Genomic DNA, 20455 nt, shown 5'->3' on the forward strand with positions numbered 1-20455 from the left:
CACCACCCACAAGGCGGCCCCGGATGGCGCAAAAGGCTAGCCCGCGTCCGCGGCGCGGATCGTGTCGCCGGGCATGAAGGTGGGCGTCAGCGCGATGATCCGGTTGTCCGGGATCGGGTCCTTGCCCGAAACCAGGCGGGCGGCACGGCGACCGACATCGACCCGCCGGGCATCCGTGGTGGCCAGACGCACCGGCAGGCCGTCCAGCAGGTCCACCCCGTTGAAGCCCGCCAGCCCGATCCGGCCGGGAATGTCATAGCCCTTGTCGATGCAGTAGAGCAGCCCGCCCGCCCCGATCATGTCGTTCGAGAAGTAGAGGAAATCCAGATCGGGCGCCCGGGTCAGGATCCGCTCGGTCAGCTCGCGCCCCTTCAGCAGGCTTGATCCGCCCTGGTAATATTCGCGCGCCTCCAGCTGTACCCCGGCCAGGGCCAGGCCCTCCTCGAAGCCCAAGAGGCGCTTTCTGGCGCGGTGGTCTTCGGGCATGTGGGTGCCGACAAAGCCGATGCGCCGATAGCCGGCCGCCAGGATGCGCGCCGCCATCTCGCGCCCCGCGCGGATGTGGGAAATGCCGACCAGGGTGTCGATGCCCTCGCCGTCCACGTCCATGATCTCGACCACCGGGATGCCCGAGTTCTGCAGCATCGCCCGCGACGCCTTGCTGTGTTCCAGCCCCGCCAGGATCACGCCCGAGGGCCGCCAGGAGAGCATGTCGTACAAAACCATCTCCTCGCGCGCGGGAGAATAGTTGGTGACGCCGATGACCGGCTGCAGCCCCGTGTCGTCCAACTCGGCCGAGATGCCTCCCAGCACATCGGGAAAGACCAGGTTCGACAGCGAGGGGATCACCACCGCGACCAGGTTGACCCGCTGGCTGGCCAGACCGCCCGCGATCTTGTTGGGCACATAGCCCAGGGCCTTGGCGGCGGTCAGCACCTTTTCCCGCGTCGCCGCCGAGACATCGCCCCGGTTGCGCAACACGCGGCTGACGGTCATCTCGGAAACGCCCGACGCCTCGGACACGTCGCGAAGGGTCAGAGGGCGGCGGGGTCTTGTGGGGATCATGGGACGGGTTCTCGATCTGCGTCGGGCGATGTTAGCGAAGGACAGGAGTGCCGACAACTGCCCCTTGATCAGCCAAAGCTTGCCAAGGCGGGCGTGGCCCAGTTAAAGGTCAAGGCGTCGGCCCCGTGGCTCAACTGGATAGAGCAGCCCCCTCCTAAGGGGCAGGTTACAGGTTCAAGTCCTGTCGGGGTCACCAAACATCCTTGTGCCAATAAAGTACAAGAGTGCGCGATTGCGTGGTTTTGGTAAGCCGCTGTCCGAGGTCGATCTACTGATGTGGTTACTTATGTGGAAAGCGCCGCGTTCGTTTGGGGGCATCACCGCATGGGTCAACTCATTGCCTCACCCTCGCCCGCCTTCTCAGCAGCAGGAACTGCCGCGGCGGCTATTCGATCGCCCCGAACTCGCTCCGGCAGGCCTTGAAGCCATGATAGGACGTGTTGCCTGGCAGGGCATGGACGCGGATATTCCGCGCCCGGATGGCGGCGATGATCCGCCCCACGGAGACCTTGCTGTTGGCCTGCGCCGTCGGGATGGTTTCCCACTTGGCGGTCCGGGGTTCGTGTGGGCCAGCGCGTTCAACTCGTCGACGGGCACCTTTCCATCTGAGGTTCTCCTCATTCCCTGGACAGAATCTGACGCTTTCTAAGCTCTGACCTGCTCCTGCTGGTCCGTTTGCGTTGCTTCGATGTGCGGTGATGTAGACCACTGCTGGTGGTCGGGCGCCAAGGGCCTCGTGCCGGCGGCGGTGATTGTAGAAGTCGATGCCCGACCGGCGCAGCCGGTGCCTTGCCTCACCTCCCGCGCCAAGGCTTCAGCTTTTTTGCAGAAAAGAGTTGGCCACCGGCAGTTCTCCGATCTTGGCATGCAGCTCCCTGACCCGGTCTTCATCGATGACCGGCGTCTTGTGGCCACCGCGTTCAAACACACCGGACGCGCCGTCCAGCAGCGCACGTCCCCACTGCTTGATCATCGGCTGACGCACGCCGAACCGGCTCGCCACCTCGGACACGGCCTCCTCGCCTTTCAGCGCCTCAAGTGTCGCCTTCGCCTTGAACTCAGGGGCACTTCGCTTTCGTTTCGACCTCGTCGATCTCCCTCGCGGTGAAGATCAACAGACAGCAAAGCAGACGTTAACGTCAGTGCCCAATTTCGGGACCACCTCAATGGCAACATTTCTTATTTGGGCGCGCGCATCTATCCCAGGCCACGCTGTCTCAGTACGCGACCACTCGAATCAGTGAGAGGAAAAGCTGGCGCTGATTCTGCACGCAAGAGGAGGCCTGGGCACCTGCGGAGCATGCCCCCCGGGCGTAGAGTTCGCCGATGGTCTCCCGGTCCTTCACCTTGCGGAGCGATGTCCAGCCGCGGCTTCAAATCCTGCAAAGAACATGGTGGTACCCGCATCTTCCGGAGCGGATCACTGCACACCCTGCCCGTCGCCCCGCGGCTTCGAGAAGCTGATCGCGGGCGCCAGGCAGCGGTGCGTGCGACCGAGCCAGCGCCGCCAATGCGGCGAGCCGAAGTTCCGGGTGTTGGTGACGCCCGGATTGCGAGCGGTCTTCAAGACCGACGGGGGTGAGGGCATAATCCATAGCGCCTTGACCAGCTCCACCTGATCCTGGGCATCTTAGCAACCGTCTCTGATTGAGTTGCCCCTTGCACATCGTGCAGAACTGTCGTCCCATCGGTTGAACAGAAGGAGGAGGACGGCATGACCCCGAGCCCGATGTATCACACGCGCATCCTGCTGACCCTGGGCAGTCTCTGCCTGGCCTTGCCGGGCTTCGCGGCTGCGCAGGACTATCCACATGCGGACGAGCCCATCGGCACCGTCGAGGATGTCTATAATGGCCATCTGACGCCCGATCTGGCGGTCAGCACCTTCCGCAACATCGACCGCCTCTTCCCCACCCGGACCATCCCGGCAAGCGAGAACCCCCGCGAGCTGCCGCAGGCGCCCGTCGATCTGCCGAACATGGTGAGCTATCAGGTCGGGGACGCCACCTACGACCTCTATGACTTCCTGTCGCTGGACAATGTCACCGGGATGATCGTGCTGAAGGACGGCCAGGTCGTCTACGAGACCTATCAGCGCGGCAACACGCCCGAGACGCGCTGGATGTCGATGTCGGTGGCCAAATCCATCACCTCCACCCTGGTGGGCGCCGCCATCGTCGATGGCCATATCGGCGGCCTGGACGACATGGTGGTCGATTACGTTCCGGCGCTGGCCGGCAGCGCCTATGACGGGGTCAGCATCCGCGACATCCTGCTGATGGCGTCGGGCGTGGAATGGAACGAGACCTATACCGATCCACAGTCCGACCGCCGCGACCTGCTGCGCGCGCAGATCGAACAGCGCCCCGGTGCCGCCATGGAGGTGATGGCCGCCCTGCCCCGCGCCCATGAGCCCGGCACGCATCATACCTATTCCACCGGGGAGACGCAGGTTCTGGGTGAGCTGGTTCACGGCGCAGTCGGCATGCCGCTGGCGGACTATCTGGCCCAGAAGATCTGGCAGCCCTATGGGATGGAAGCCAATGCAAACTGGTGGCTGGACAGCCCCGACGGGGTCGAGATCGGCGGCAGCGGCCTGTCGGCCACCCTGCGGGATTTCGCGCGCTTCGGGCAGTTCTTCCTGGACGGCGGGATGATCGACGGCGAGGCTATCCTGCCCGAAGGCTGGACGGAAACTGCCGGGCAGCCGCAGGACCTGAAGGGCGGCGAGACGATCGAGTATGGCTACATGTGGTGGCCGGGCTGGACCGAACCGTCCATCGCCGACGGTGCCTTTGCCGCGATCGGCATCCAGGGGCAGAACATCTACATCAACCCGACGCGGAACGTCGTGATCGCCACCCACATGGCACAACCAAAGCCCGTGGGTCGGGAGCCTGTCGATCCGCTGGTCGTGTTCGACGCGATTGCCGCGGCGCTGGACTGAAGGAACCTCAGGCTTCCGCCGTTGATGCTGGGCCGTTGGACTAGAATCGATCAGTCACTGCTCATGAAAGCGGCACTGTCTTAAGATGGTTCGGCACATCGAACCGAAAGGAAGCCTCATGATCAACGATACAGATCGGCAGCATCTTCAGCGCTGCATCGAACTGGCAGCTCAGGCACTGCACAGCGGCAATCAACCATTCGGCGCGGTGCTTGTATCCTCCGAGGGTCAGGTTCTGTTCGAGGACCATAACCGCATCGGAGGTGGCGACCACACGCAGCACCCGGAATTCGCCATCGCCCGTTGGGCCGCGAACAACATGGATGTCCGGGAACGTGCCACGGCAACGGTCTATACCTCGGGCGAACACTGCCCCATGTGCGCGGCTGCCCATGGCTGGGTCGGACTTGGCCGGATCGTTTATGCAAGCTCGGCAGCTCAGATGACGGAATGGCTTGCCGAGCTGGGCGTTCCTGCCTTCCGCGTCAAGCCGCTGCCAATCAGCGACGTGATCAGCGACACGGTCGTCCATGGCCCTTTCGAGGAGTTTGCGATGCAGGTCCGCGCCCTCCATGTCCGGTCGCATTCAGGCTAAAGCACCCAGGGAGAGCTGATCAAGCTGCTGCCTGTCGCGAATAGGCAGACCAACCCGGCAAGGCCTCGGCCCAAAACATTGCTTTGTCATCGGCAGCCAAGGAGTGAGCCGACTGCCTTGGCTGGGTGTGGGCTTGCCTTTCGGTCATGTGGGATCGGTCCCTCCGGACCCAGGCTATAGCAGAGAATGGCAGAGGCAAGTTCGTGCATCCGCCGCCACCCTGATCAATCCGCGGTGACGCCTTTGGCGAACCGGTCCCAGTCTTCGATGATCATCGACGCGAATGCATTCCCGACGCGGAAAGCATTCTCCGTGGCCGGTCCGAAGCCCCCCGACGTCGCCGACAATGATGCGGCGGTGTCCTGGCCCTCATGCGCACGGTCAAAGTTTGAAGCTGTCCGCAAGATCGCCACGCGGTCCATGTCCAGCCGTCCCGCCTCGGACGCGCGTGTGAGAGCGGTCAGGGTAGCGTTGTCCTCCATCTGGCTCATGCAGTAGCCGGCTGCCCCGTCGGTCAGCAGGGGCGCGTGGTCGGCGACCTCCTGCGCGATCGTCTCGCCATGCCAGTAGGTGTCGGCCGAGACAGAGGCGCAAACCATCACCTGTGGTGCCCCTCGTGCAGTATCCTGGGTATAGTTCGCCCGATAGGCAGCGGCTTCGTCGCTGTCGGCCAGTTCGACCTCGCCCGTGGCATCGAAGGCGGCAGAGACGAGGGCCGGGTTCAGGGTGAAGACCTCGCTGCCCGCAGCCCAGCCCGGCTTCTCGCCCGGCGCCTTGGCACCAAGCTCCACGATCTGACTGGTCCAGTCGGCTGGCGCGTCACGGCTGTCGATACGATGAACCAGACCCGCATCCACCACATGATCCGCCCATGCCGCCGAACCCAGCGTGCCGTTTTCCGGATCGACACCGGCAATGCCCGCGATCAGCACATAGGCCTGCGACAGATCGAGCTGATCCGAAAACCCGATTGCCATGGCCGAACTGGCCGCATTGGCATAGCCCATCGTCGTCGTCATCACGCACAGATCCGCGTTGCAGGACAGCGCGTCGTGGTCCTTTGGCAGACCTGGGATAGTGATGGTGTGGGGCAGGTCCAGGTTCTTCAGCCACGGCTCTGCTTCCGCCTTGAACATTGCCATCACCAGAACCTTCGGGGCGAACGTCTCGGCGGCGGCCAATGTGGGGACGGCGGACAAGGTCGCCACGATGGCAGCGCTGCAGGTGAGGGTGGTCGGCGTCATGGCTTATCTCCTGGTCCTGATCTCGAACTGGCCTAGCGCTGTTTGGCCGGCCCCGCCAGAACATGCAGTCGCCCCGATTGCCCCCTATCATGCTGATGCCCATCAAAGCTGCATTTTGCGCAATTTTATGTCGGCCTCTGCGTTGGAGGTGAACTCGGCTCGCAACTTGATGTCGGATGACGAGTGGGCATTCTTTGAGGGCTTCATCCGGGGTGTCCGGCATGCGAACGGACGAAAGCCTGTCGATAATCGTCTTGTTTTGGAAGGTGTTTTCTGAATCGCACGAACTGGTGCGCCTTGGCGGGATCTGCCCGAGGAGTTCGGCAAGTGGTTCTCGGTCTATCGCCAGTTCCGACGCTGGACGCTGGCCGGGCTGTGGGAAGATGTCCTGGACGCGCTGAACCATGCCGGGTTCGTCCCGGACAAGCTCCAGATGATCGACAGCACAGTCATCAGGGCCCGCCATCATGCGGCCGGCGCAAAAGGGGGGCTTCGAAAGAGGCTCTTGGCCGTTCAAGAGGTGGTTTTTCGACCAAGATCCACCTCCGCGTCAACAGCGCTGGCCTCCCTATGAGGACCGAGATCACGCCGGGTCAGGATTCAGACTATGCCGGCTATGATCTGGTGATGGCCGACAACCTGCCGTCGCCTGCTGTTTTGGTGGCTGACAGAGGCTACGACTCTGACAAAATCCGAGAAGATGTTGAGAAACGCGACGCCGTCTCGATGATCCCGATGCGCAAGAACCGCAAGGTCCGAAAGACCGTGGAGATGACCCTCTACACCCTGCGCAACATGGTCGAACGCTGCTTCAACAAGCTGAAGAACACCCGCAGGCTCGCGACACGTTACGACAAAACCGCAAGCAGCTTTCTTGGCTTCATTGACATCGCCTGTGTCAGAAAGGGGCTCCGCTATTTGTCAACATGACCTGGTGTGACAGGAACACCTCGCTCCTCTCGCTGCCCGTCAGATGATCCGGACCTGGGTGCCGACGGGGCACATGCCGAACAACTCCTCGATCTTCTCGTTGTAGAGACCGATGCAGCCGTCCGAGGACAGGCGCCCGATCTTGCGCGTGTCATGGGTGCCGTGGATCAGGTAGGCGGGCCAGGACAGATACATGGCATGCGTGCCCAGCGGATTGTCCGGCCCGGGGCCCATCGGGCGGTAATGGGGGAACCGCTCCATCATCGAGGCGGTGGGCGTCCAGCTGGGACCCTCCTTCTTGCGCACGATCTTGGTATGACCGCGCTTGGTCAACTCATCCGAGATGGGGACCGAGGTGGGATAGGTCCGGTAGGTCTGTGCGTCCCCCGACCAGAAATGCAGGGCACGGGAACGGGTGTCGGCGACAATGGCGCCAAGGCCCAGGTCGTCGAAATGATCCTGCCAGCGCTGCATGGTGAAACTGCTGATGTTGCGATCAGCTGCGGATTGCGCCCGCGCCAGAACCGGTGCGGCCAATCCGCCGGCCGTGATCAGCCCGATCATCCGCCGGCGTGAAACCATGGTCATCTTCTGCTCCTTCTTGGTTTTGGAAATGGGTTCAGGCGCCGTTGCGGGCAGCGGCGATGGCCGCGCGCAGGCGATCCCGGTCCAGCGCACCGGCATGGATGGTGTGACCGATGATGAAGGCCGGTGTGCCCTGCAGGCCAAGGGCGGCCGCCTGCCGGGCGTTGCGGCTCATCAGCCCGTCCCATCGCGGCCGCTCTCGAAGATAGCCCTCCATCATTCGGTCAGGGTTATGACCCGCTGCGGTCAGGGTGGCGCGGACGTCTTTCTCGGTCAGGCGTGCGGGCGTGGCCATCAGCGCGGATTGCGCGGCCGCATAGCGGTCGTGATCCGCCGCCCCCAGCACCATCTGCGCGGCAAGAACCGAGGCGCCTCCGAAGATCGGCCAGTCCTTCATCACCAGGCGGATGTTCCCGTCGGCTTCGACCTCTGCCATCAGATCGGGATGGCCGCGCTTGCAGAACGGGCATTGGTAATCGAAGAATTCGGCAATGGTCAGATCCCCCTGCAGGTTGCCCAGAACGGGCTGATCGGGATCATGAAGCACGTCGTCGACGCTCGGCTCGCCCGCGCGGCCGGGCTGACGCAGCAGCGTCCATGCCCCGCCACCAAGCGCCACGAGGCCGGCACCCGCCCCGGCGGCCAAAAGGGTTCTGCGGTCAAGGGTCATGCCGGTCCTCCGGGCGTCGGTGCGGCGGGAGGTACCGTTCCTTGTCCCGACTGCGCTTGGGTCAGAACCACGACCTTGCTCATGCTGCGGGTGTTCTCGGCCAGGTGGATGATGTCCTGGTTGAACAGGCGGATGCACCCGGCCGAACTGGCTGTGCCGATCGACTGCGGGTCGGGCGTGCCGTGGATGCGGTAGAAGGTGTCGCCGCCGCTGTTGTGGATATAGAGCGCGCGCGCGCCCATCGGGTTCGACAGCCCGCCCTCGACCCCTGCCGCCGAGGGCCCATACTGCTCGGGCTTTTCGGCCAGCATGCTGTCGGTCGGCGTCCAGCGGGGCCAGGCGCGCTGGTAGGGTGTATGCGCCTCGCCGGTGAAGCCGTATCCCGCGGCACCGACACCCACGGTGTAGCGCATGGCCCTGTTGCCCGGCTGCACGTGATAAAGCCGCCTGGCATGAGGATCGACGATGATGGTGCCGACAGGTTCATCGGTCCAGTAGTCCACCACCTGCCTGGCCTTGTCTTCCGTCAGCAGGTTGGGGGGGATGGCGGGAACGCTGATCTCTCCGTCGTCCTGTGCGTCATACAGGGCCGCGGTTTCCGGTCGGACCGGGAGCGGCGCAGGGATGGCGGGCGGTGGCTCAGTCACATGAGAGGCCGTTTCGCAGGCCGCCACCGTCAGCAAAGCCGCTCCGGCCAGAAACGCCTTCAGAAGTCGTGTCATCATCATTCCTTTGCAGTCTTGATCAGGGCGCGAAGCGCGGGGCGGGAGATCTCGCCGGTATGGGCTGCGACCAGTTGATCCTGAGCATCGAAGACCAGGGTGCTGGGGAGGCCCACGGCACCCAGCCGGCCCATCAGGTGCCCCTGCGGATCGCGCAGCATCCCGGTCAGGGGCAGGTTCCCCGTCGCAAGAAAGGCCAGGATCTGGACCGCGCCCTCGCCCTGGTTGGCGAAGACGAAGCTGATCTCGGGCATCTCGGCAGCCAGTTCGGTCATCATTGGCATCTCCCTTCGGCAGGGCGGACACCACGTGGCCCAGAGGTTCAGCACGGTCACCTGGCCGCGCCCGGCGAGCTGGACAGGCGTGCCGTCCAGGGCAAGAAGCTCCATCGGCGGCAGGCGCATCTGCGGAGGGGGCAGCGACGCGGTCATCGCCTGATGCGCGACGATCGCCACTGCGGCGGCGATCAGGACCGGTCGCAGGGCCGCGCTCCGCCCTTTCAGCAGGGCCCACAGCACCACGATGCCCGCGGCCGCCCAGCCTGCCCCGGCAGAAAAGCCCCCCTGCCAGAGCTTGAGTGTATCGAGCGGCGATGCGGCGAAGTCGTTCAGGTTGGACAGCACGAAGCCTGAGCGCGCCCCCAGGATCCAGGCCATCACGAGCCACCCCGCCAAAGGCCCAGGCGTCCGCCGTGACCGGCGGCCATATCTGGCGGCGAGTTCCGCAGCGGTCAGGAACAGCAGGATCGACGCGACGGCTGCCAGCCGGGATGCGTCAAAGGCAAAGGGCCCAATCGAGATCGCGTTCATTCGGAGATCCTGGCGATCGAGGCGATGAGATCGCCGGTTTCCACGTCGCCGACCAGACGGCTGTTCTGCGGCTCAACCCGGCCCCCATCGACAAAGATCATCGTCGGCGGACCGGCGGCGGACAGGCTGCTCATTACTGCCTGCGCTTCGGCAGTGAAGTCCGTCACGTCCACCTTGATGCGGACAAGGTCGCTCAGGGCGTCCCTGACCTGCGGATCCGACATCGGCCCCCGCTCGATGGTCCGACAGGTGACGCACCAGTCGGCGGTGACGTAGATCAGGGCCGGTTGCGATCCTTGCAGCGCGGCATCCAGCGCGGCCTGGGTTGTCACGGTCTGAAACTCCGGCTGCTCCGGCGACACCTGTGCCGTTCGGCCCGCCAGCGGTGCCAAGGGCCGTATCGGATCCTCGGCACCAGCGGCCGCACCGATGGCCTGCATCAGCCCGGCGAAGACCAGCAGCAGACCCGCGGCCGAGGCGATGCGCGAGCCGCGCGCCGCTTCCGGAGCCAGCCGGTCCAAGGCGCCAAGCGCCACCCCGCAGCCCGTCAGCAGCACCGCCCAAAGCGCCAGAACCGCAGGCCCGGGCAGGATGCGCCCACCGAGCCAGATCGCCATTCCCAGGAAGACCGCACCAAAGGCGAACTTCACCCGCTCCATCCATGCCCCGCGGCGCGGCAGGATCTGCGGACCGAAGGCGCCGACTGCCAGCAGCGGCACCCCCTGCCCAAGCCCGAGGGCGAAGAGGGCTGCCGCACCCAAGGCCAGGTCGCCCGTCTGCGCGATGTAGATCAGCGCGCCCGCCAGCGGGGCCGTCACGCAGGGCCCGACGATGAGGGCCGAGCCGAAACCGAGGACTGCCGCTCCTCCCAACGATCCGGCAGAGCCTGGACGCCGTGCCAGACGGGCCTGCCAGCGTGCCGGCATCTGCAGCTCGAACAGGCCGAACATCGACAGCGCCAGCGCCACGAAGACCAATGCGATCACGCTGATCGCCCAAGGCGATTGCAGGGTGGCCTGCAGATTGGCGCCCCACCAGGCCGCCGCCACCCCCAAAAGCCCGAAGGCAGTCGCCATCGCGACGACATAGGCTCCGGTCAGCGCCAGCCCGCGCCCTGCCGTCATCCCGCTGCCCTGGCGCGTCAGCATTCCGGCAACGATGGGCACCATCGGCAACACACAGGGCGTCAGCGACAGCAACAGCCCGAAGCCGAAAAAGCCCATCAGAACCAAAGCAACTCCGCCGCGGCTGGCCAGATCGGCCACAAGGCCATCCTCGCCGGCGAGCTTCAGCCCCTTCTGCGCTCCAGATGTCGCGCCGTCAGCCGAAGTGGGTTGTGCAGCACCGCCGCCCGCACGCCAGGATGCGAAAGGTCCGGCTTCCGCGGCTTTCTCGGCCCGAACCGTCCCGTCCGCCTCCAGCACCACCTGCTGGGGCGCATAGCAGATGCCGTCCTGCTGGCAGCCCTGCCAGTGCAGGGTCACCGCGCCCCGGGTATCGGGGAGCGCTGTCGAAACCGGAGCGCGATAGATCTCGTCGCGCCCCATCCAAGGGTCGTCATAGACCTCGCCTTCGGGCAGGAGGAGGGGAAGGGCCGCCCCATCGGGTCCATAGGCTTCGATCTTGCTGCGATAGAGGTAATATCCCGGCTGCACGTCCCAGATGACCTGCAGGCCGCCCGCCGCGTCGGATGTCACGCTCAAGGCGAATGCGTCGGAGGGATCGAGGGGCGGAGCAGGCTGTGCAAGTGCCGCACTGCTCCAGAATGTCAACGCGGCCAACGCCGCTGATAGGATTCGCATCATCATGGTGCTGCGGCTAAGGAGCCCAGCTTAAGCGAGGCTTAAGCTGGGCAAGCCAACCGCCGGATGAGAAGGACAGGAAGGAACCTGTGATGCGATTGCTGATCGTCGAGGATGATCCGGTGCTGTCGGAAGGGCTGTCTGTCGGGCTGGGGCTGTCAGGCTTCACGGCCGACACCGTGGGAAGCCTGGCGGATGCACGCGCCGCACTGGCCCATAGCGAGTTTGCCGGCCTCGTTCTGGACATCATGCTCCCTGACGGAATGGGCACCGACCTGTTGGGAGAGATGCGATCCCAAGGGAACATGCTGCCGGTCCTGCTGCTGACGGCGCGTGACCAGGTTCGCGATCGGGTCTCCGGCTTGGACAGCGGGGCCGACGACTATCTTGGGAAGCCCTTCGATCTTGACGAGCTGGCGGCCCGGATCCGCGCCATGCTGCGCCGGCAGGGTGGCCGGGCCAATCCTGTCCTGCGCTGGAGCGGGCTGGAGCTGGACCCGGCCGCGATGACCGCCAGCCGGGACGGCAGCCGCCTGCGCCTGTCGCGGCGCGAGTTTGCCATCCTGCACGCGCTGGTGGAGCATCCCGGCCGCATCCTGTCGCGGGCGCAGCTGGAAGAGCGTCTTTATGGATGGCAGGAAGATGTCGAAAGCAACACGGTCGAGGTGCATGTCCATCATCTGCGCGCCAAGCTGGGCCGCGAGGTGATCCAGACGGTGCGCGGCCTTGGCTACTGCGTCCCCGCGAGCGAAAGGGGGGCGGACTGATGTCGATCCGCCTGCGCCTCATTCTCGTTCTGACGCTTGCCACCAGCGCGATCTGGCTTTCGGCGGCATGGTGGATCAACGTCTCGACACGCGCGCAGGTCGAACAGGTGCTGGATGCCCGGCTGGCGGAGGCGGCGAACATGGTCAGCTCGCTCATGGCGGACCGGCGCATCGCGCTGGATGGGGCCGGAGCGGAGACCAGCATCGCGCTGCCGGGGACGGCAGAGTATTCGCGCCAGCTGTCCTGCCAGATCTGGTCGCTCCGGGGAAACCTGCTGGGGGCATCTTCCGGAGCGCCAGATGCGAAGCTTTCCGAGGACGAAGGCTTTACCACGACCCTGATCGATGGCGAACCCTGGCGTGTCTTCACCGTGGTCAATCCCGAGGTGGGGGTGCGGGTCATGGTGGGCGACCGCATCCAGGTGCGCGATCGCCTGGTGGGGGATGTGGTGCAGGGGCTTCTCTGGCCACTGGCCGTGGTCTTTCCCGCGCTCGCGCTGCTGATCCGGATCAGCGTCGGCCGGGGGCTGGCACCTTTGGCGCATCTGGAAACCGCTCTGCGAAACCGCAAGCCGGATGACCTGAGCCCTTTGGCAGGAGCCGGCGATCCACGCGAGATCCGGCCGGTGCGCCGGGCGCTGAACAGTCTGTTCCAGCGCCTCGACCATCTTCGCCAGACCGAGAGGGACTTTACGGCCTTTGCGGCCCACGAGCTGAAGACGCCCCTGGCGGGACTGCGGACTCATGCGCAGATCGCCCGGATGGCCTCCGATCCGGCGGTGCGCGACCGGGCGCTGGCGACGATCACGACCTCCGTCGACCGCACAGACCGGATGGTGCGCCAGCTTTTGGACCTGACGGCCATCGACCAGGACGCGGCCTCGGCCGAGCGTCTGGACGCGGCCGCCCTGCTTTCCGAGATCGCCCGCCAGGCCGAGGATCAGGCCCGCCCGCGCCAGGTGCGCCTGGACATGCAGGCTGAGGACCTTCCGCCACTCCATGCGCCGCGCATCCTGGTCCACAGCGCCCTGCGCAACCTAGTCGAGAACGCGATCCAGCACTCGCCACAAGGCGGGACGGTCAGGCTGACTGCCTCCGGCGATGGGCCTTTCATGGTCTTCCAGGTCCGCGACCAGGGCCCCGGGATCCGGCCCCAGGACCGCGACCGGGTCACGGACCGGTTCTGGCGTGGTCCGGGCCGGGATGTCCAAGGCAGCGGGTTGGGTCTGGCGATCGTTGCGGCCGCCGTCCAGCGCATGGGCGGACGGATGGAGCTGGGCAGCGGCAGTGGCAGTGGCGGTCAGGAGGTGACGATCTCTCTGCCCCTGTCACCCCGCTGATCACCGCACCCCTTAAGCCAGCCTTAAGCTTGGGCGGCCAGCCTCTGACGATCCTGCGCAAGAGCGCGTCGAACTGTCCGAGGATAAAGCATGCAACGCCGGAACTTCCTGATCGCCAGCACGGGTCTGCTGGTCCTGCCCACCACGGCCCTTTCGGCACGGAACAATCCCATGCCAGAGGAACTGAGACAGGTGCTGGAGCACGATCCGACCGCCCCTGTCCTGGGAAATCCGGACGGCGATGTGACGTTGACGGAATTCTTCGACTACAACTGCCCCTTTTGCCGCAAGATGGTCGACCCGATCCATCGCCTGATCCTGTCGGACCCAAAGCTGCGCGTCGTCTTTCACGAATGGCCTGTCTTTGGGGCGGATTCCGAGGCGGCGGCGCGCGCCTCGCTCGCCTCGCTGCAGCAGGGCCGGTATTGGCAGATGCACCGGGCCATGTTCGCCCTCCGTGGCCGCGCCGGTGCCGATAGCGCCATGCAGGCCGCCAAAGAGGCTGGCCTCGACCTTGCACGTCTTCAGCAGGACATGCAGTCCGAACAGGTGGAGCGCCATATCACCAACAGCTTTCTTCTTGCCGATCACATGGGCCTGATGGGCACGCCCAGCTTCATCGCCGGCGACGAAGGAGCCTTTGGCGAATACAGCTTGGATGACATGCGTCGCCTGATCAGCCGCGCCCGCGAGACCTTGGCATAGCGATGATGCCGGGCGCCGACGTCATTTTGATGCCGCTGGCCAACAGGCCTCCCGAAGGCTGGCACCGAGGCATGTGGGCACAAGGAAGAAGATTGCTGCGGCAAATGGCAAGAAGGTCCCGCATAGCAGAGGCCGTACAATCAATCTTGCTGCGCCGGACACCAGCGGCCGCTCTAGGGAAGCTCCACTGCAGCAACTGCCGAGAGCCGAAGGGCAGCTATGGGCCGAAGTGTTCGCGGGTTCATTTCGACGCCGAAAAGTACGTTGCGTCACAGTCCCTTTCTGACGGGTTCGGAATGCCGCTTTTCAGCGTGTACTCCACCGGCAAAAATTTTGCGGCTCCGAGCAGGAACGCGATGTTTCGTTGCCGGCTGTCAAGAACGCCCCGGAACCAAACCTGCTCAAGCTGGCGCTCCTGCATGTCTTCAAGTTCTGAAATGATGTAGGCTCTTGCTGACGGGTTCCGCCGGAGCAACCATTCGACGGACTGGCAGCTGTGGGCGCAGATCTCGACACATGTTGCCGCCTCGACCGAAAATTCGGCCGCCAGTGGCACCCAGTCACCGAAAAGGTCACCGGGATGATAGAGGTCGACAATGCTTCGACGCCCACGACGGGCAGATGTTCGATCCGCAGCAACCCTGACCCTAAGATGCCTGCGATCTGCGCCCGTGCGCCGACGCCGCTGACCAAGCCTCCAGGCAGGAAAGTTTTGCGCGATACGCCGCTGGATGATTTCCCCTTGGCCGCCAGCAGAGCACAAAGCCTCGCAGGCTCACCGACATGTGGATGTCGGCACAGACTACGCTGCCATCTTTCCGGACAGCCCGCAGCGCGAGAGGGACAAGGCTGCCGTCCGGGGCGAAGATGATGGCAGCATCCAGTGCTTCAGGCACGGAATCATCAGTTCCTCCGGCCCATATCGCACCAAGCCGAACTGCAAAGTCCTGCGTTGGCTTGTCTTCGGGCCGTGTCAGGGCGAAGATGCGCCTGTTCTGGCGTACAGCGATCTGCGTGATGATATGTGCGGGGCACCGAAGCTATAGATGCCGATGCTTTTACCAAGGCCGGCGACCTTTAGCGCGCGATAGCCGATCAAGCCCGCACACAGCAGCGGCGCAATCTGCGGCGCCGGGACATCTTCGTCCAGCGCAACGATGAGCGGGCTTCGGCGAGGCAGGCCTCTGCATAGCCGCCATTGACGGTGAAGCCTGTGAAGTCCGCAGCGTCGCAAAGGTTCTCGCATCCCGCGCGGCAATAGGGGCAGGTACCGCATGATCTGGACAGCCAAGGCACCCCGACCCGCTGCCCGAGGCGCAGGCCATGCATATCGCCGCCCATCCGCTCGATCCGCCCGACGAGTTCGTGGCCCGGTACCAGCGGAAGACGGCTTTCCCGCAGCTCGCCGTCGATGATGTGCAGGTCGGTGCGGCAAACGCCGCAGGCTTCGACCCGCAGCCGGATCTGGCCGCGGTCAGGCTCTGGCAGAGGAAGCTCCGCATACTCCAGCGGGCCCCCGATGCTCTCAGGATCATCGCGCGCATTGTCTTCGGGCCTGCCGCCGCGCCGATCATGATCTACGGCACGTCCCGCGGCGGCGGCGCCAGCCGCTCTGCCAGCACAAGCGCCACGGCCCCGAGGCCGAGAATGCCCAGAAGCATGTTGGCCATCCATCCGAGCAGCGGCACGAAGTTCAGCAGCGCCGCCAGAAGAAGCGCGAGGGCCAGTCCAAGAACGGACCAGCCGAACCCGGCAGGTGCCGCATGACCCCGCAGCCCCGCCAGAACGGCCTGCGCGGCGACATGCAGCCCCAGAAGGTAGCCGAGGGTCCAGAGCAGGATCAGGGCAAGGATCGCGATCGGCACAAGCGGCAGCCCGATCAGCGATGCGGCCGCCACCGGGATCGCGCCGACAAGGGCGCTGAGCCCGAGGGCGCCCAGCAGCAGCGCGCGCCACGGCCGCAGGCTCGCCTGCCGCCGCAGGCGCTCGACCAGAACCGGCGCCGAGGCCAGGAATGCCGCACCGGCCGCGAGCAGGAACAGAAGTGTCAGGACGGCGGCCAGCGAAAGGCCGAGGGCGCCGGGAATGCCCCATTCCTCATGATGCGCCAGCATCCAGTCGCGGCGCCATTCGCGCCCCGGGTCGAACCTGCCCGCCTCGGACATGGGCCGGCGGGTGATCCGATCTGCAGGAACAACGGCGCCCGGCACCTCGACTTCGTCGGGTGCCGTCAGGTGCAATTGCCCGGCAATGCGGGCGGCGGGTCCGAACTTCAGATGGTCAGCCGCGATCCAGGCATCACCTCCGACGGGCGCGTCCAGTGTCACGGCACCACCGGAAACGGTCAGCGCCCCGCGGACCGGAGCCGCGATGCTGACGCTGCCCCCTGCCAGTCGCGCATTGCCCTCCACGGAGGCGCCCGGGCCGACGGACAGCGAAAATCCTCCTGCTGTCAGGTCGCCGCCGACGGCACCATCGAGCGTGATGTCGCCGCCCATGGCATAAAGATCGCCACCCGTCGCGCCGCTGGCGTGAACGCTGAAGCCGGCCAGATGCGCATCCCGTCCAATGGGGGAGTCCACCCGCACGGCTGGCCCGGCGGCAAACAGGCTTCGCGGCGCGGAGGCGATGCCGCTGGCACCCTCACCGCCTGCATAGACGTCCGTTCCGAAGGACAAAGTTTGCCCGCTCGCGCCCGAGACGAACAGCAGAAGCGGCAAGAGCAACACAGACATTTGCGTTACGCGCATCGGAAGACCCTCGTGATCCAGTAAGGACCCCAATCTCTGCCGGTCGGCTGACTTCCGCATTGATGCGGATCAAGGTCGCGGCGCCTCGGATCGCCGATGCTCGGGTCAGATTGAGAGCGCGGAGTGGCTAGCAGGATGAGTACCGCAAGGAGCGCAGGATCTGGTCACGTGCCATGAAGATCAAAGGCAGGTACATCGCGGTAATGCTTGTCTTGGCCGCGATCTTGGCGGCTGCGGCAGCCGTGTGGTGGTGGCTGCGTCCGCCGCTGGTCGAGGTGGCGCCGGTGACGCGGGGCGATGCTGCCGAGATCGTCTACGCGACGGGCACGGTCGAACCCCGGCACTGGGCCAAGGTCGCGCCGCTGATGCGTGAGAGGATCGTCTGGCTCTGCAACTGCGAGAGCCAGGAGGTTGCCCAAGGCGCGGAACTTGCAAGGCTGGATGACAGGGAGGCGCGCGCCGCACTGGATGAACTGCGCGCCCGGCAGGCCTTTACGGCGCGCGAGCTTCAGCGGCTGCGGGATCTGGCGGACCGCAACGTGGCCAGCCGGCAGGACCTGGAGCGGAGCGAAAGCGAAGAGGCACGGATCGAGGCGCAGATCGCGGCACAGCAGGCCCGGCTGGAGGGCTATATACTCCGGTCCCCGATGGGCGGCACGGTGCTGCGCCAGGATGGCGAGGTCGGCGAGATCGCCGAGCCCGGCGCCCCGCTGTTCCACGTCGGCCAACCGCAGCCCTTGCGCATTCTCGCCGAGATCAACGAGGAAGACATCCCGCGGCTCTCGGTCGGCCAGCGGGCGCTGCTCCGCTCGGATGCCTTCCCGTCTGCGGCACTGGAAGCCAGGTTGGACAGCATCACGCCGATGGGCGACCCGGCCGCACGCACGTATCGCGTGCGGCTGGCACTTCCTGGCGACACGCCGCTGCTGATCGGGATGACCGTCGAGGTGAACATCGTCACGCGCCTGCACAAGGATGCGCTTCTTGTTCCGGCCGAGGCCGTGTCGGCGGATGGCATGGTCTGGGTGCTGGAGGCCGCCAAAACCCGGCGCGTTCCTGTGGTGCTGGGGATCCGCGGCGCAGACATGGCAGAAGTCCTCGACGGGTTGACGCCTGGTCAGCAGCTGATCGTCCCGGTCCCTGAAGGACTGAGCGACGGCGCCGCCGTCAGGACCGGGGCCGCGCCATGAGTCTTCTGCTGATGCTCGCCCTTGCCCATATTCGTGGCCGCGTCCGCCAGATGCTGGTCGCGGGACTGGGCGTCGCCTTGGGCGTCGGCTTTTCCATCGCGATGGCGGCCCTGATGCAGGGCTCGCAGCAGGACTTCATCCGCCAGCTTGTCGATACGATCCCGCATGTCGAGATCACGGACGAGCTGCGCGCCCCGGTTCTGCAACCGGCCGAAGGTGTCTTCGCAGCCACCCGGTTCTTCGGCCTGCGCCCGCGCGAGGACAGCCGCGGCATCCGCAACCCCTCTGCCGTCCAGGCGGCGCTTCGTGCCTGGGTGCCGGGGCGGCTTGCTCCGGCGCTTCGCACGCAGGCGGTGGTGCAGTTCGCTGGACGTGAGGCTGGCGTTGCGCTTTTCGGCGTTGTTCCCGACGAAGAGGCGGCCGTGTCCTCCATCGCGCACGACTTCACTCTGGGCAGCTTTGCTGCCCTGCTGGCGGGCGGTAACAACATCATCATCGGGCGCGCCTTGGCCGAGAAGCTGGGCGCGGCGGGGGGCAGCACGGTGGGCCTTGTTACCGGCGACGGCCGGCGGCGCGATTTCCGCATCGTGGGCCTGTTTCACACGGGAACGCGTCCGCGCGACGAGGGCGAGGTCTATGTCGCGCTGAAGGCGGCACAGACGCTGTCAGGGCGGACGAGCGCGATCAACACGATCCGCATCCGCCTTGACGATCCCTCGCAGTCGCGGGCGGTCGCGGCGCGCGCCGAGGCCCTGATCGGACAGAAGGCGGTCTCCTGGGAAGAGGCGAACCAGCCGATCCTCGAGGCGCTGACCGTCCGCAACATCATCATGTATACGGTCGTCGCTGCGATCATGCTGGTGGCGGGCTTCGGGATCTTCAACATCGTCTCGACCATCACCCATGAGAAGGCGCGTGATATCGCGATCCTCAAATCGCTTGGCTTTCCGGCACGCGACATGCGCCGCCTGTTTCTTCTGGAGGGGCTGATGATCGGCGCCGCGGGATCGATCCTTGGCTGGATCACGGGCTATGGGCTGTGCCTGGCGCTGCAGAGCATCCCCATCGACCTTGAGGAACTGGGCGGCGCCACGCGCCTGCCCCTGGCCTGGAGCCCCCTGCACTACATCCTGGCCACTGTTTTCGCCCTGCTGGCGGCAGGGGTGGCGGGCTACCTGCCGGCGCGGCGCGCGGCGGCCGTCAACCCGGTGGACATCATCCGGGGTGCCACGTGACCGCGATGATCGACGCCGCCCACCTGACGCGCACGCTGCCCGCCGTCGTTCCTGTCACGCTGGTGCGGGACGTCTCTCTGTCGATCGCCGAGGGCGAGTTTGTTGCGCTGACGGGGCCGTCGGGTTCCGGCAAGTCCTCGCTTCTCTACCTGCTGGGTCTGCTGGATCGCCCTTCCGCCGGGACGCTGAGGATCCGGGGTAAGGATACGGGGCCGCTTGACGAGGACACGCGGGCGCGTGTCCGGCTGCAGGAGATCGGCTTCGTCTTCCAGTTCCACTTTCTGCTGCCCGAATTCACCTTGCGCGAGAATGTCGAACTGCCCATGCGGCGGCTCGCGCGGCTATCTCCTGCCGCGATCCGGCATCGCGCCACCGATCTTCTCGAGCAGCTGGGGCTGGCGGGGCACGTCGAGAAGCGGCCCGACCAGATCTCGGGCGGGCAGAGGCAGCGCGTGGCCGTCGCGCGCGCCCTCGCCAACGATCCTCCGCTGATCCTGGCGGACGAGCCCACCGGCAGCCTTGACCGCAAGAGCTCGAGCCAGGTGTTCGAGATCCTCCGGACACTCTCAGGCGCCGGCGGCAAGACCGTTGTTGCGGTGACGCATGATCTGGGACTCGCCGCGCAGACGGACCGGCGGCTCGAGCTTGTGGATGGGGCGTTGACAGATCCTAAGCCTGCGCCGCAGCAGGGTTGACCTTGCAGTTCCGCAGCTTATGACACGCTTCAACTTCAGAGCCCTGCTTCCGCAGAGAAACCGGGTGGTGCCATGGGTTGTCTCGACCGAATTGACAGCGTCAACCGCCGCGGCCGACTTCAAGAAAGCGGCGATGTCCGCCTGCGTCATGTCAGCACCACATCCGGTTCGGGAGTGAATTGAGGCTGCCCATTTTTCGGCGGGGCCGAATGGCCGCATGGCAAGGGTACCGTTCAGCTTGCTGCTGTCGCGCACAGGGGCATTGAGGAAAAGATCAAAGCCGCCGGGCTGCGAGACCTCGATCTGAGTGCGCGGGCGCAGGGACAGCCACTCTCTCCATCCCCCTCGGAGCCTCCCGCGAGACACGCTCCTGCGCAATCCAGTTTTCGGGCTGTCGCAGCGGC

Annotated in this window: 20 protein-coding genes, 1 tRNA gene and 1 pseudogene; 10 read left to right on the forward strand and 12 right to left on the reverse strand. The window is 65.6% G+C overall.

Going from position 1 to position 20455, the window contains the following annotated elements; translation table 11 throughout:
* Window positions 1–36 precede the first annotated feature (36 nt).
* Complete coding sequence (locus tag ACNR9W_RS14800; RefSeq protein ID WP_419269909.1) at window positions 37–1065, reverse strand: LacI family DNA-binding transcriptional regulator; 1029 nt, start codon at window positions 1063–1065, stop codon at window positions 37–39.
* A gap of 119 nt (window positions 1066–1184) precedes the next feature.
* On the opposite strand from ACNR9W_RS14800, the gene ACNR9W_RS14805 reads away from it, so the two are divergent.
* Window positions 1185–1261: transfer RNA gene (locus ACNR9W_RS14805), tRNA-Arg, on the forward strand.
* Window positions 1262–1879: 618 nt separating this feature from the next.
* Here the strand turns inward: ACNR9W_RS14805 and ACNR9W_RS14810 are convergent.
* Together ACNR9W_RS14810 and ACNR9W_RS14815 are read right to left on the reverse strand one after the other, a co-directional pair.
* Entirely contained in the window at window positions 1880–2095 is a 216-nt protein-coding gene (locus tag ACNR9W_RS14810) for a transposase (RefSeq protein ID WP_458478743.1), read from the reverse strand.
* Between the two features lie 390 nt (window positions 2096–2485).
* Window positions 2486–2680: a hypothetical protein gene (locus ACNR9W_RS14815; protein ID WP_419269907.1), complete on the reverse strand. Its 195-nt coding sequence runs from the start codon at window positions 2678–2680 to the stop codon at window positions 2486–2488.
* A 99-nt stretch (window positions 2681–2779) separates the two neighbouring features.
* Here ACNR9W_RS14815 and ACNR9W_RS14820 point away from each other — a divergent pair, with 99 nt between their 5' ends.
* Entirely contained in the window at window positions 2780–4012 is a 1233-nt protein-coding gene (locus ACNR9W_RS14820) for a serine hydrolase domain-containing protein (protein WP_419269905.1), read from the forward strand.
* A 118-nt stretch (window positions 4013–4130) separates the two neighbouring features.
* Window positions 4131–4607: a nucleoside deaminase gene (locus tag ACNR9W_RS14825; protein ID WP_419269903.1), complete on the forward strand. Its 477-nt coding sequence runs from the start codon at window positions 4131–4133 to the stop codon at window positions 4605–4607.
* A gap of 224 nt (window positions 4608–4831) precedes the next feature.
* Here the strand turns inward: ACNR9W_RS14825 and ACNR9W_RS14830 are convergent, their stop codons facing one another.
* On the reverse strand, window positions 4832–5749 hold the full coding sequence (locus tag ACNR9W_RS14830; protein WP_419269901.1) for a purine-nucleoside phosphorylase: 918 nt from the start codon (window positions 5747–5749) through the stop codon (window positions 4832–4834).
* A 250-nt stretch (window positions 5750–5999) separates the two neighbouring features.
* On the opposite strand from ACNR9W_RS14830, the pseudogene ACNR9W_RS14835 reads away from it, so the two are divergent.
* Window positions 6000–6781 (forward strand): annotated as a pseudogene (locus ACNR9W_RS14835) (IS5 family transposase).
* Between the two features lie 39 nt (window positions 6782–6820).
* Here the strand turns inward: ACNR9W_RS14835 and ACNR9W_RS14840 are convergent.
* From ACNR9W_RS14840 to dsbD, 5 genes are read right to left on the reverse strand one after another with little or no spacing between them, the layout of a single operon-like run.
* Window positions 6821–7369, reverse strand: coding sequence for a L,D-transpeptidase (locus ACNR9W_RS14840; RefSeq protein ID WP_458478520.1), 549 nt, complete (start codon window positions 7367–7369; stop codon window positions 6821–6823).
* A gap of 31 nt (window positions 7370–7400) precedes the next feature.
* Window positions 7401–8036: a DsbA family protein gene (locus tag ACNR9W_RS14845; RefSeq protein WP_419271442.1), complete on the reverse strand. Its 636-nt coding sequence runs from the start codon at window positions 8034–8036 to the stop codon at window positions 7401–7403.
* The gene (locus ACNR9W_RS14850) at window positions 8033–8758 is read right to left on the reverse strand and encodes a L,D-transpeptidase (RefSeq protein WP_419271443.1); all 726 of its coding nucleotides are present in this window, start codon (window positions 8756–8758) and stop codon (window positions 8033–8035) included. The genes ACNR9W_RS14845 and ACNR9W_RS14850 overlap by 4 nt, the downstream gene beginning before the upstream one ends.
* Window positions 8759–8760: 2 nt before the next feature.
* On the reverse strand, window positions 8761–9567 hold the full coding sequence (locus ACNR9W_RS14855; RefSeq protein ID WP_419271444.1) for a prolipoprotein diacylglyceryl transferase family protein: 807 nt from the start codon (window positions 9565–9567) through the stop codon (window positions 8761–8763).
* On the reverse strand, window positions 9564–11375 hold the full coding sequence (gene dsbD, locus ACNR9W_RS14860) for a protein-disulfide reductase DsbD (protein ID WP_419271445.1): 1812 nt from the start codon (window positions 11373–11375) through the stop codon (window positions 9564–9566). The genes ACNR9W_RS14855 and dsbD overlap by 4 nt, the downstream gene beginning before the upstream one ends.
* Window positions 11376–11461: 86 nt before the next feature.
* Between dsbD and ACNR9W_RS14865 the strand changes: the two genes are divergently transcribed.
* The 3 genes from ACNR9W_RS14865 to ACNR9W_RS14875 all read left to right on the forward strand — a co-directional run bounded on the left by ACNR9W_RS14865 (window position 11462) and on the right by ACNR9W_RS14875 (window position 14181).
* A complete protein-coding gene (locus ACNR9W_RS14865) occupies window positions 11462–12136 on the forward strand; it encodes a winged helix-turn-helix domain-containing protein (RefSeq protein ID WP_419271446.1) in 675 nt (224 codons plus the stop codon).
* Window positions 12136–13476 (forward strand): ATP-binding protein, encoded by a 1341-nt coding sequence (locus ACNR9W_RS14870; protein WP_419271447.1) that lies wholly within the window; start codon window positions 12136–12138, stop codon window positions 13474–13476. Before ACNR9W_RS14865 ends, ACNR9W_RS14870 begins: the two co-directional genes overlap by 1 nt.
* Before the next feature lie 90 nt (window positions 13477–13566).
* The gene (locus tag ACNR9W_RS14875) at window positions 13567–14181 is read left to right on the forward strand and encodes a DsbA family protein (RefSeq protein ID WP_419271448.1); all 615 of its coding nucleotides are present in this window, start codon (window positions 13567–13569) and stop codon (window positions 14179–14181) included.
* Between the two features lie 241 nt (window positions 14182–14422).
* Here the strand turns inward: ACNR9W_RS14875 and ACNR9W_RS14880 are convergent, their stop codons facing one another.
* The 3 genes from ACNR9W_RS14880 to ACNR9W_RS14890 form a co-directional block, all read right to left on the reverse strand.
* Window positions 14423–14602 carry a hypothetical protein gene (locus ACNR9W_RS14880; RefSeq protein ID WP_458478521.1) on the reverse strand — a complete coding sequence of 60 codons (180 nt, stop codon included), beginning with the start codon at window positions 14600–14602 and terminating at the stop codon, window positions 14423–14425.
* A gap of 674 nt (window positions 14603–15276) precedes the next feature.
* Complete coding sequence (locus ACNR9W_RS14885) at window positions 15277–15855, reverse strand: alcohol dehydrogenase catalytic domain-containing protein (RefSeq protein WP_419271450.1); 579 nt, start codon at window positions 15853–15855, stop codon at window positions 15277–15279.
* A complete protein-coding gene (locus ACNR9W_RS14890; RefSeq protein ID WP_419271451.1) occupies window positions 15759–16901 on the reverse strand; it encodes a hypothetical protein in 1143 nt (380 codons plus the stop codon). The genes ACNR9W_RS14885 and ACNR9W_RS14890 overlap by 97 nt, the downstream gene beginning before the upstream one ends.
* Window positions 16902–17155: 254 nt before the next feature.
* Here ACNR9W_RS14890 and ACNR9W_RS14895 point away from each other — a divergent pair, with 254 nt between their 5' ends.
* Genes ACNR9W_RS14895 through ACNR9W_RS14905 form a run of 3 tightly spaced genes read left to right on the forward strand, consistent with a single transcriptional unit; the run spans window position 17156 to window position 20051 of the window.
* Window positions 17156–18121, forward strand: a complete 966-nt coding sequence (locus ACNR9W_RS14895) for an efflux RND transporter periplasmic adaptor subunit (protein WP_458478523.1) — start codon at window positions 17156–17158, stop codon at window positions 18119–18121.
* The gene (locus ACNR9W_RS14900) at window positions 18118–19356 is read left to right on the forward strand and encodes an ABC transporter permease (protein ID WP_419271453.1); all 1239 of its coding nucleotides are present in this window, start codon (window positions 18118–18120) and stop codon (window positions 19354–19356) included. Before ACNR9W_RS14895 ends, ACNR9W_RS14900 begins: the two co-directional genes overlap by 4 nt.
* A 5-nt stretch (window positions 19357–19361) precedes the next feature.
* Window positions 19362–20051 (forward strand): ABC transporter ATP-binding protein, encoded by a 690-nt coding sequence (locus ACNR9W_RS14905; protein ID WP_419271459.1) that lies wholly within the window; start codon window positions 19362–19364, stop codon window positions 20049–20051.
* Window positions 20052–20455: the final 404 nt, after the last annotated feature.

The sequence above is a fragment of the Paracoccus sp. T5 genome (genome assembly GCF_048538155.2).
Taxonomy (GTDB): domain Bacteria; phylum Pseudomonadota; class Alphaproteobacteria; order Rhodobacterales; family Rhodobacteraceae; genus Paracoccus.

Coding starts and splice junctions, on each gene's coding strand:
- ACNR9W_RS14800 (WP_419269909.1), bottom strand. CDS start 1,065: ATGATCCCCACAAGACCCCGCCGCCCTCTGACCCTTCGCGACGTGTCC.
- ACNR9W_RS14820 (WP_419269905.1), top strand. CDS start 2,780: ATGACCCCGAGCCCGATGTATCACACGCGCATCCTGCTGACCCTGGGC.
- ACNR9W_RS14825 (WP_419269903.1), top strand. CDS start 4,131: ATGATCAACGATACAGATCGGCAGCATCTTCAGCGCTGCATCGAACTG.
- ACNR9W_RS14830 (WP_419269901.1), bottom strand. CDS start 5,749: ATGGCAATGTTCAAGGCGGAAGCAGAGCCGTGGCTGAAGAACCTGGAC.
- ACNR9W_RS14840 (WP_458478520.1), bottom strand. CDS start 7,369: ATGACCATGGTTTCACGCCGGCGGATGATCGGGCTGATCACGGCCGGC.
- ACNR9W_RS14845 (WP_419271442.1), bottom strand. CDS start 8,036: ATGACCCTTGACCGCAGAACCCTTTTGGCCGCCGGGGCGGGTGCCGGC.
- ACNR9W_RS14850 (WP_419271443.1), bottom strand. CDS start 8,758: ATGACACGACTTCTGAAGGCGTTTCTGGCCGGAGCGGCTTTGCTGACG.
- ACNR9W_RS14855 (WP_419271444.1), bottom strand. CDS start 9,567: ATGAACGCGATCTCGATTGGGCCCTTTGCCTTTGACGCATCCCGGCTG.
- dsbD (WP_419271445.1), bottom strand. CDS start 11,375: ATGATGATGCGAATCCTATCAGCGGCGTTGGCCGCGTTGACATTCTGG.
- ACNR9W_RS14865 (WP_419271446.1), top strand. CDS start 11,462: ATGCGATTGCTGATCGTCGAGGATGATCCGGTGCTGTCGGAAGGGCTG.
- ACNR9W_RS14870 (WP_419271447.1), top strand. CDS start 12,136: ATGTCGATCCGCCTGCGCCTCATTCTCGTTCTGACGCTTGCCACCAGC.
- ACNR9W_RS14875 (WP_419271448.1), top strand. CDS start 13,567: ATGCAACGCCGGAACTTCCTGATCGCCAGCACGGGTCTGCTGGTCCTG.
- ACNR9W_RS14880 (WP_458478521.1), bottom strand. CDS start 14,602: ATGCAGGAGCGCCAGCTTGAGCAGGTTTGGTTCCGGGGCGTTCTTGAC.
- ACNR9W_RS14885 (WP_419271450.1), bottom strand. CDS start 15,855: ATGGATGGCCAACATGCTTCTGGGCATTCTCGGCCTCGGGGCCGTGGC.
- ACNR9W_RS14900 (WP_419271453.1), top strand. CDS start 18,118: ATGAGTCTTCTGCTGATGCTCGCCCTTGCCCATATTCGTGGCCGCGTC.
- ACNR9W_RS14905 (WP_419271459.1), top strand. CDS start 19,362: ATGATCGACGCCGCCCACCTGACGCGCACGCTGCCCGCCGTCGTTCCT.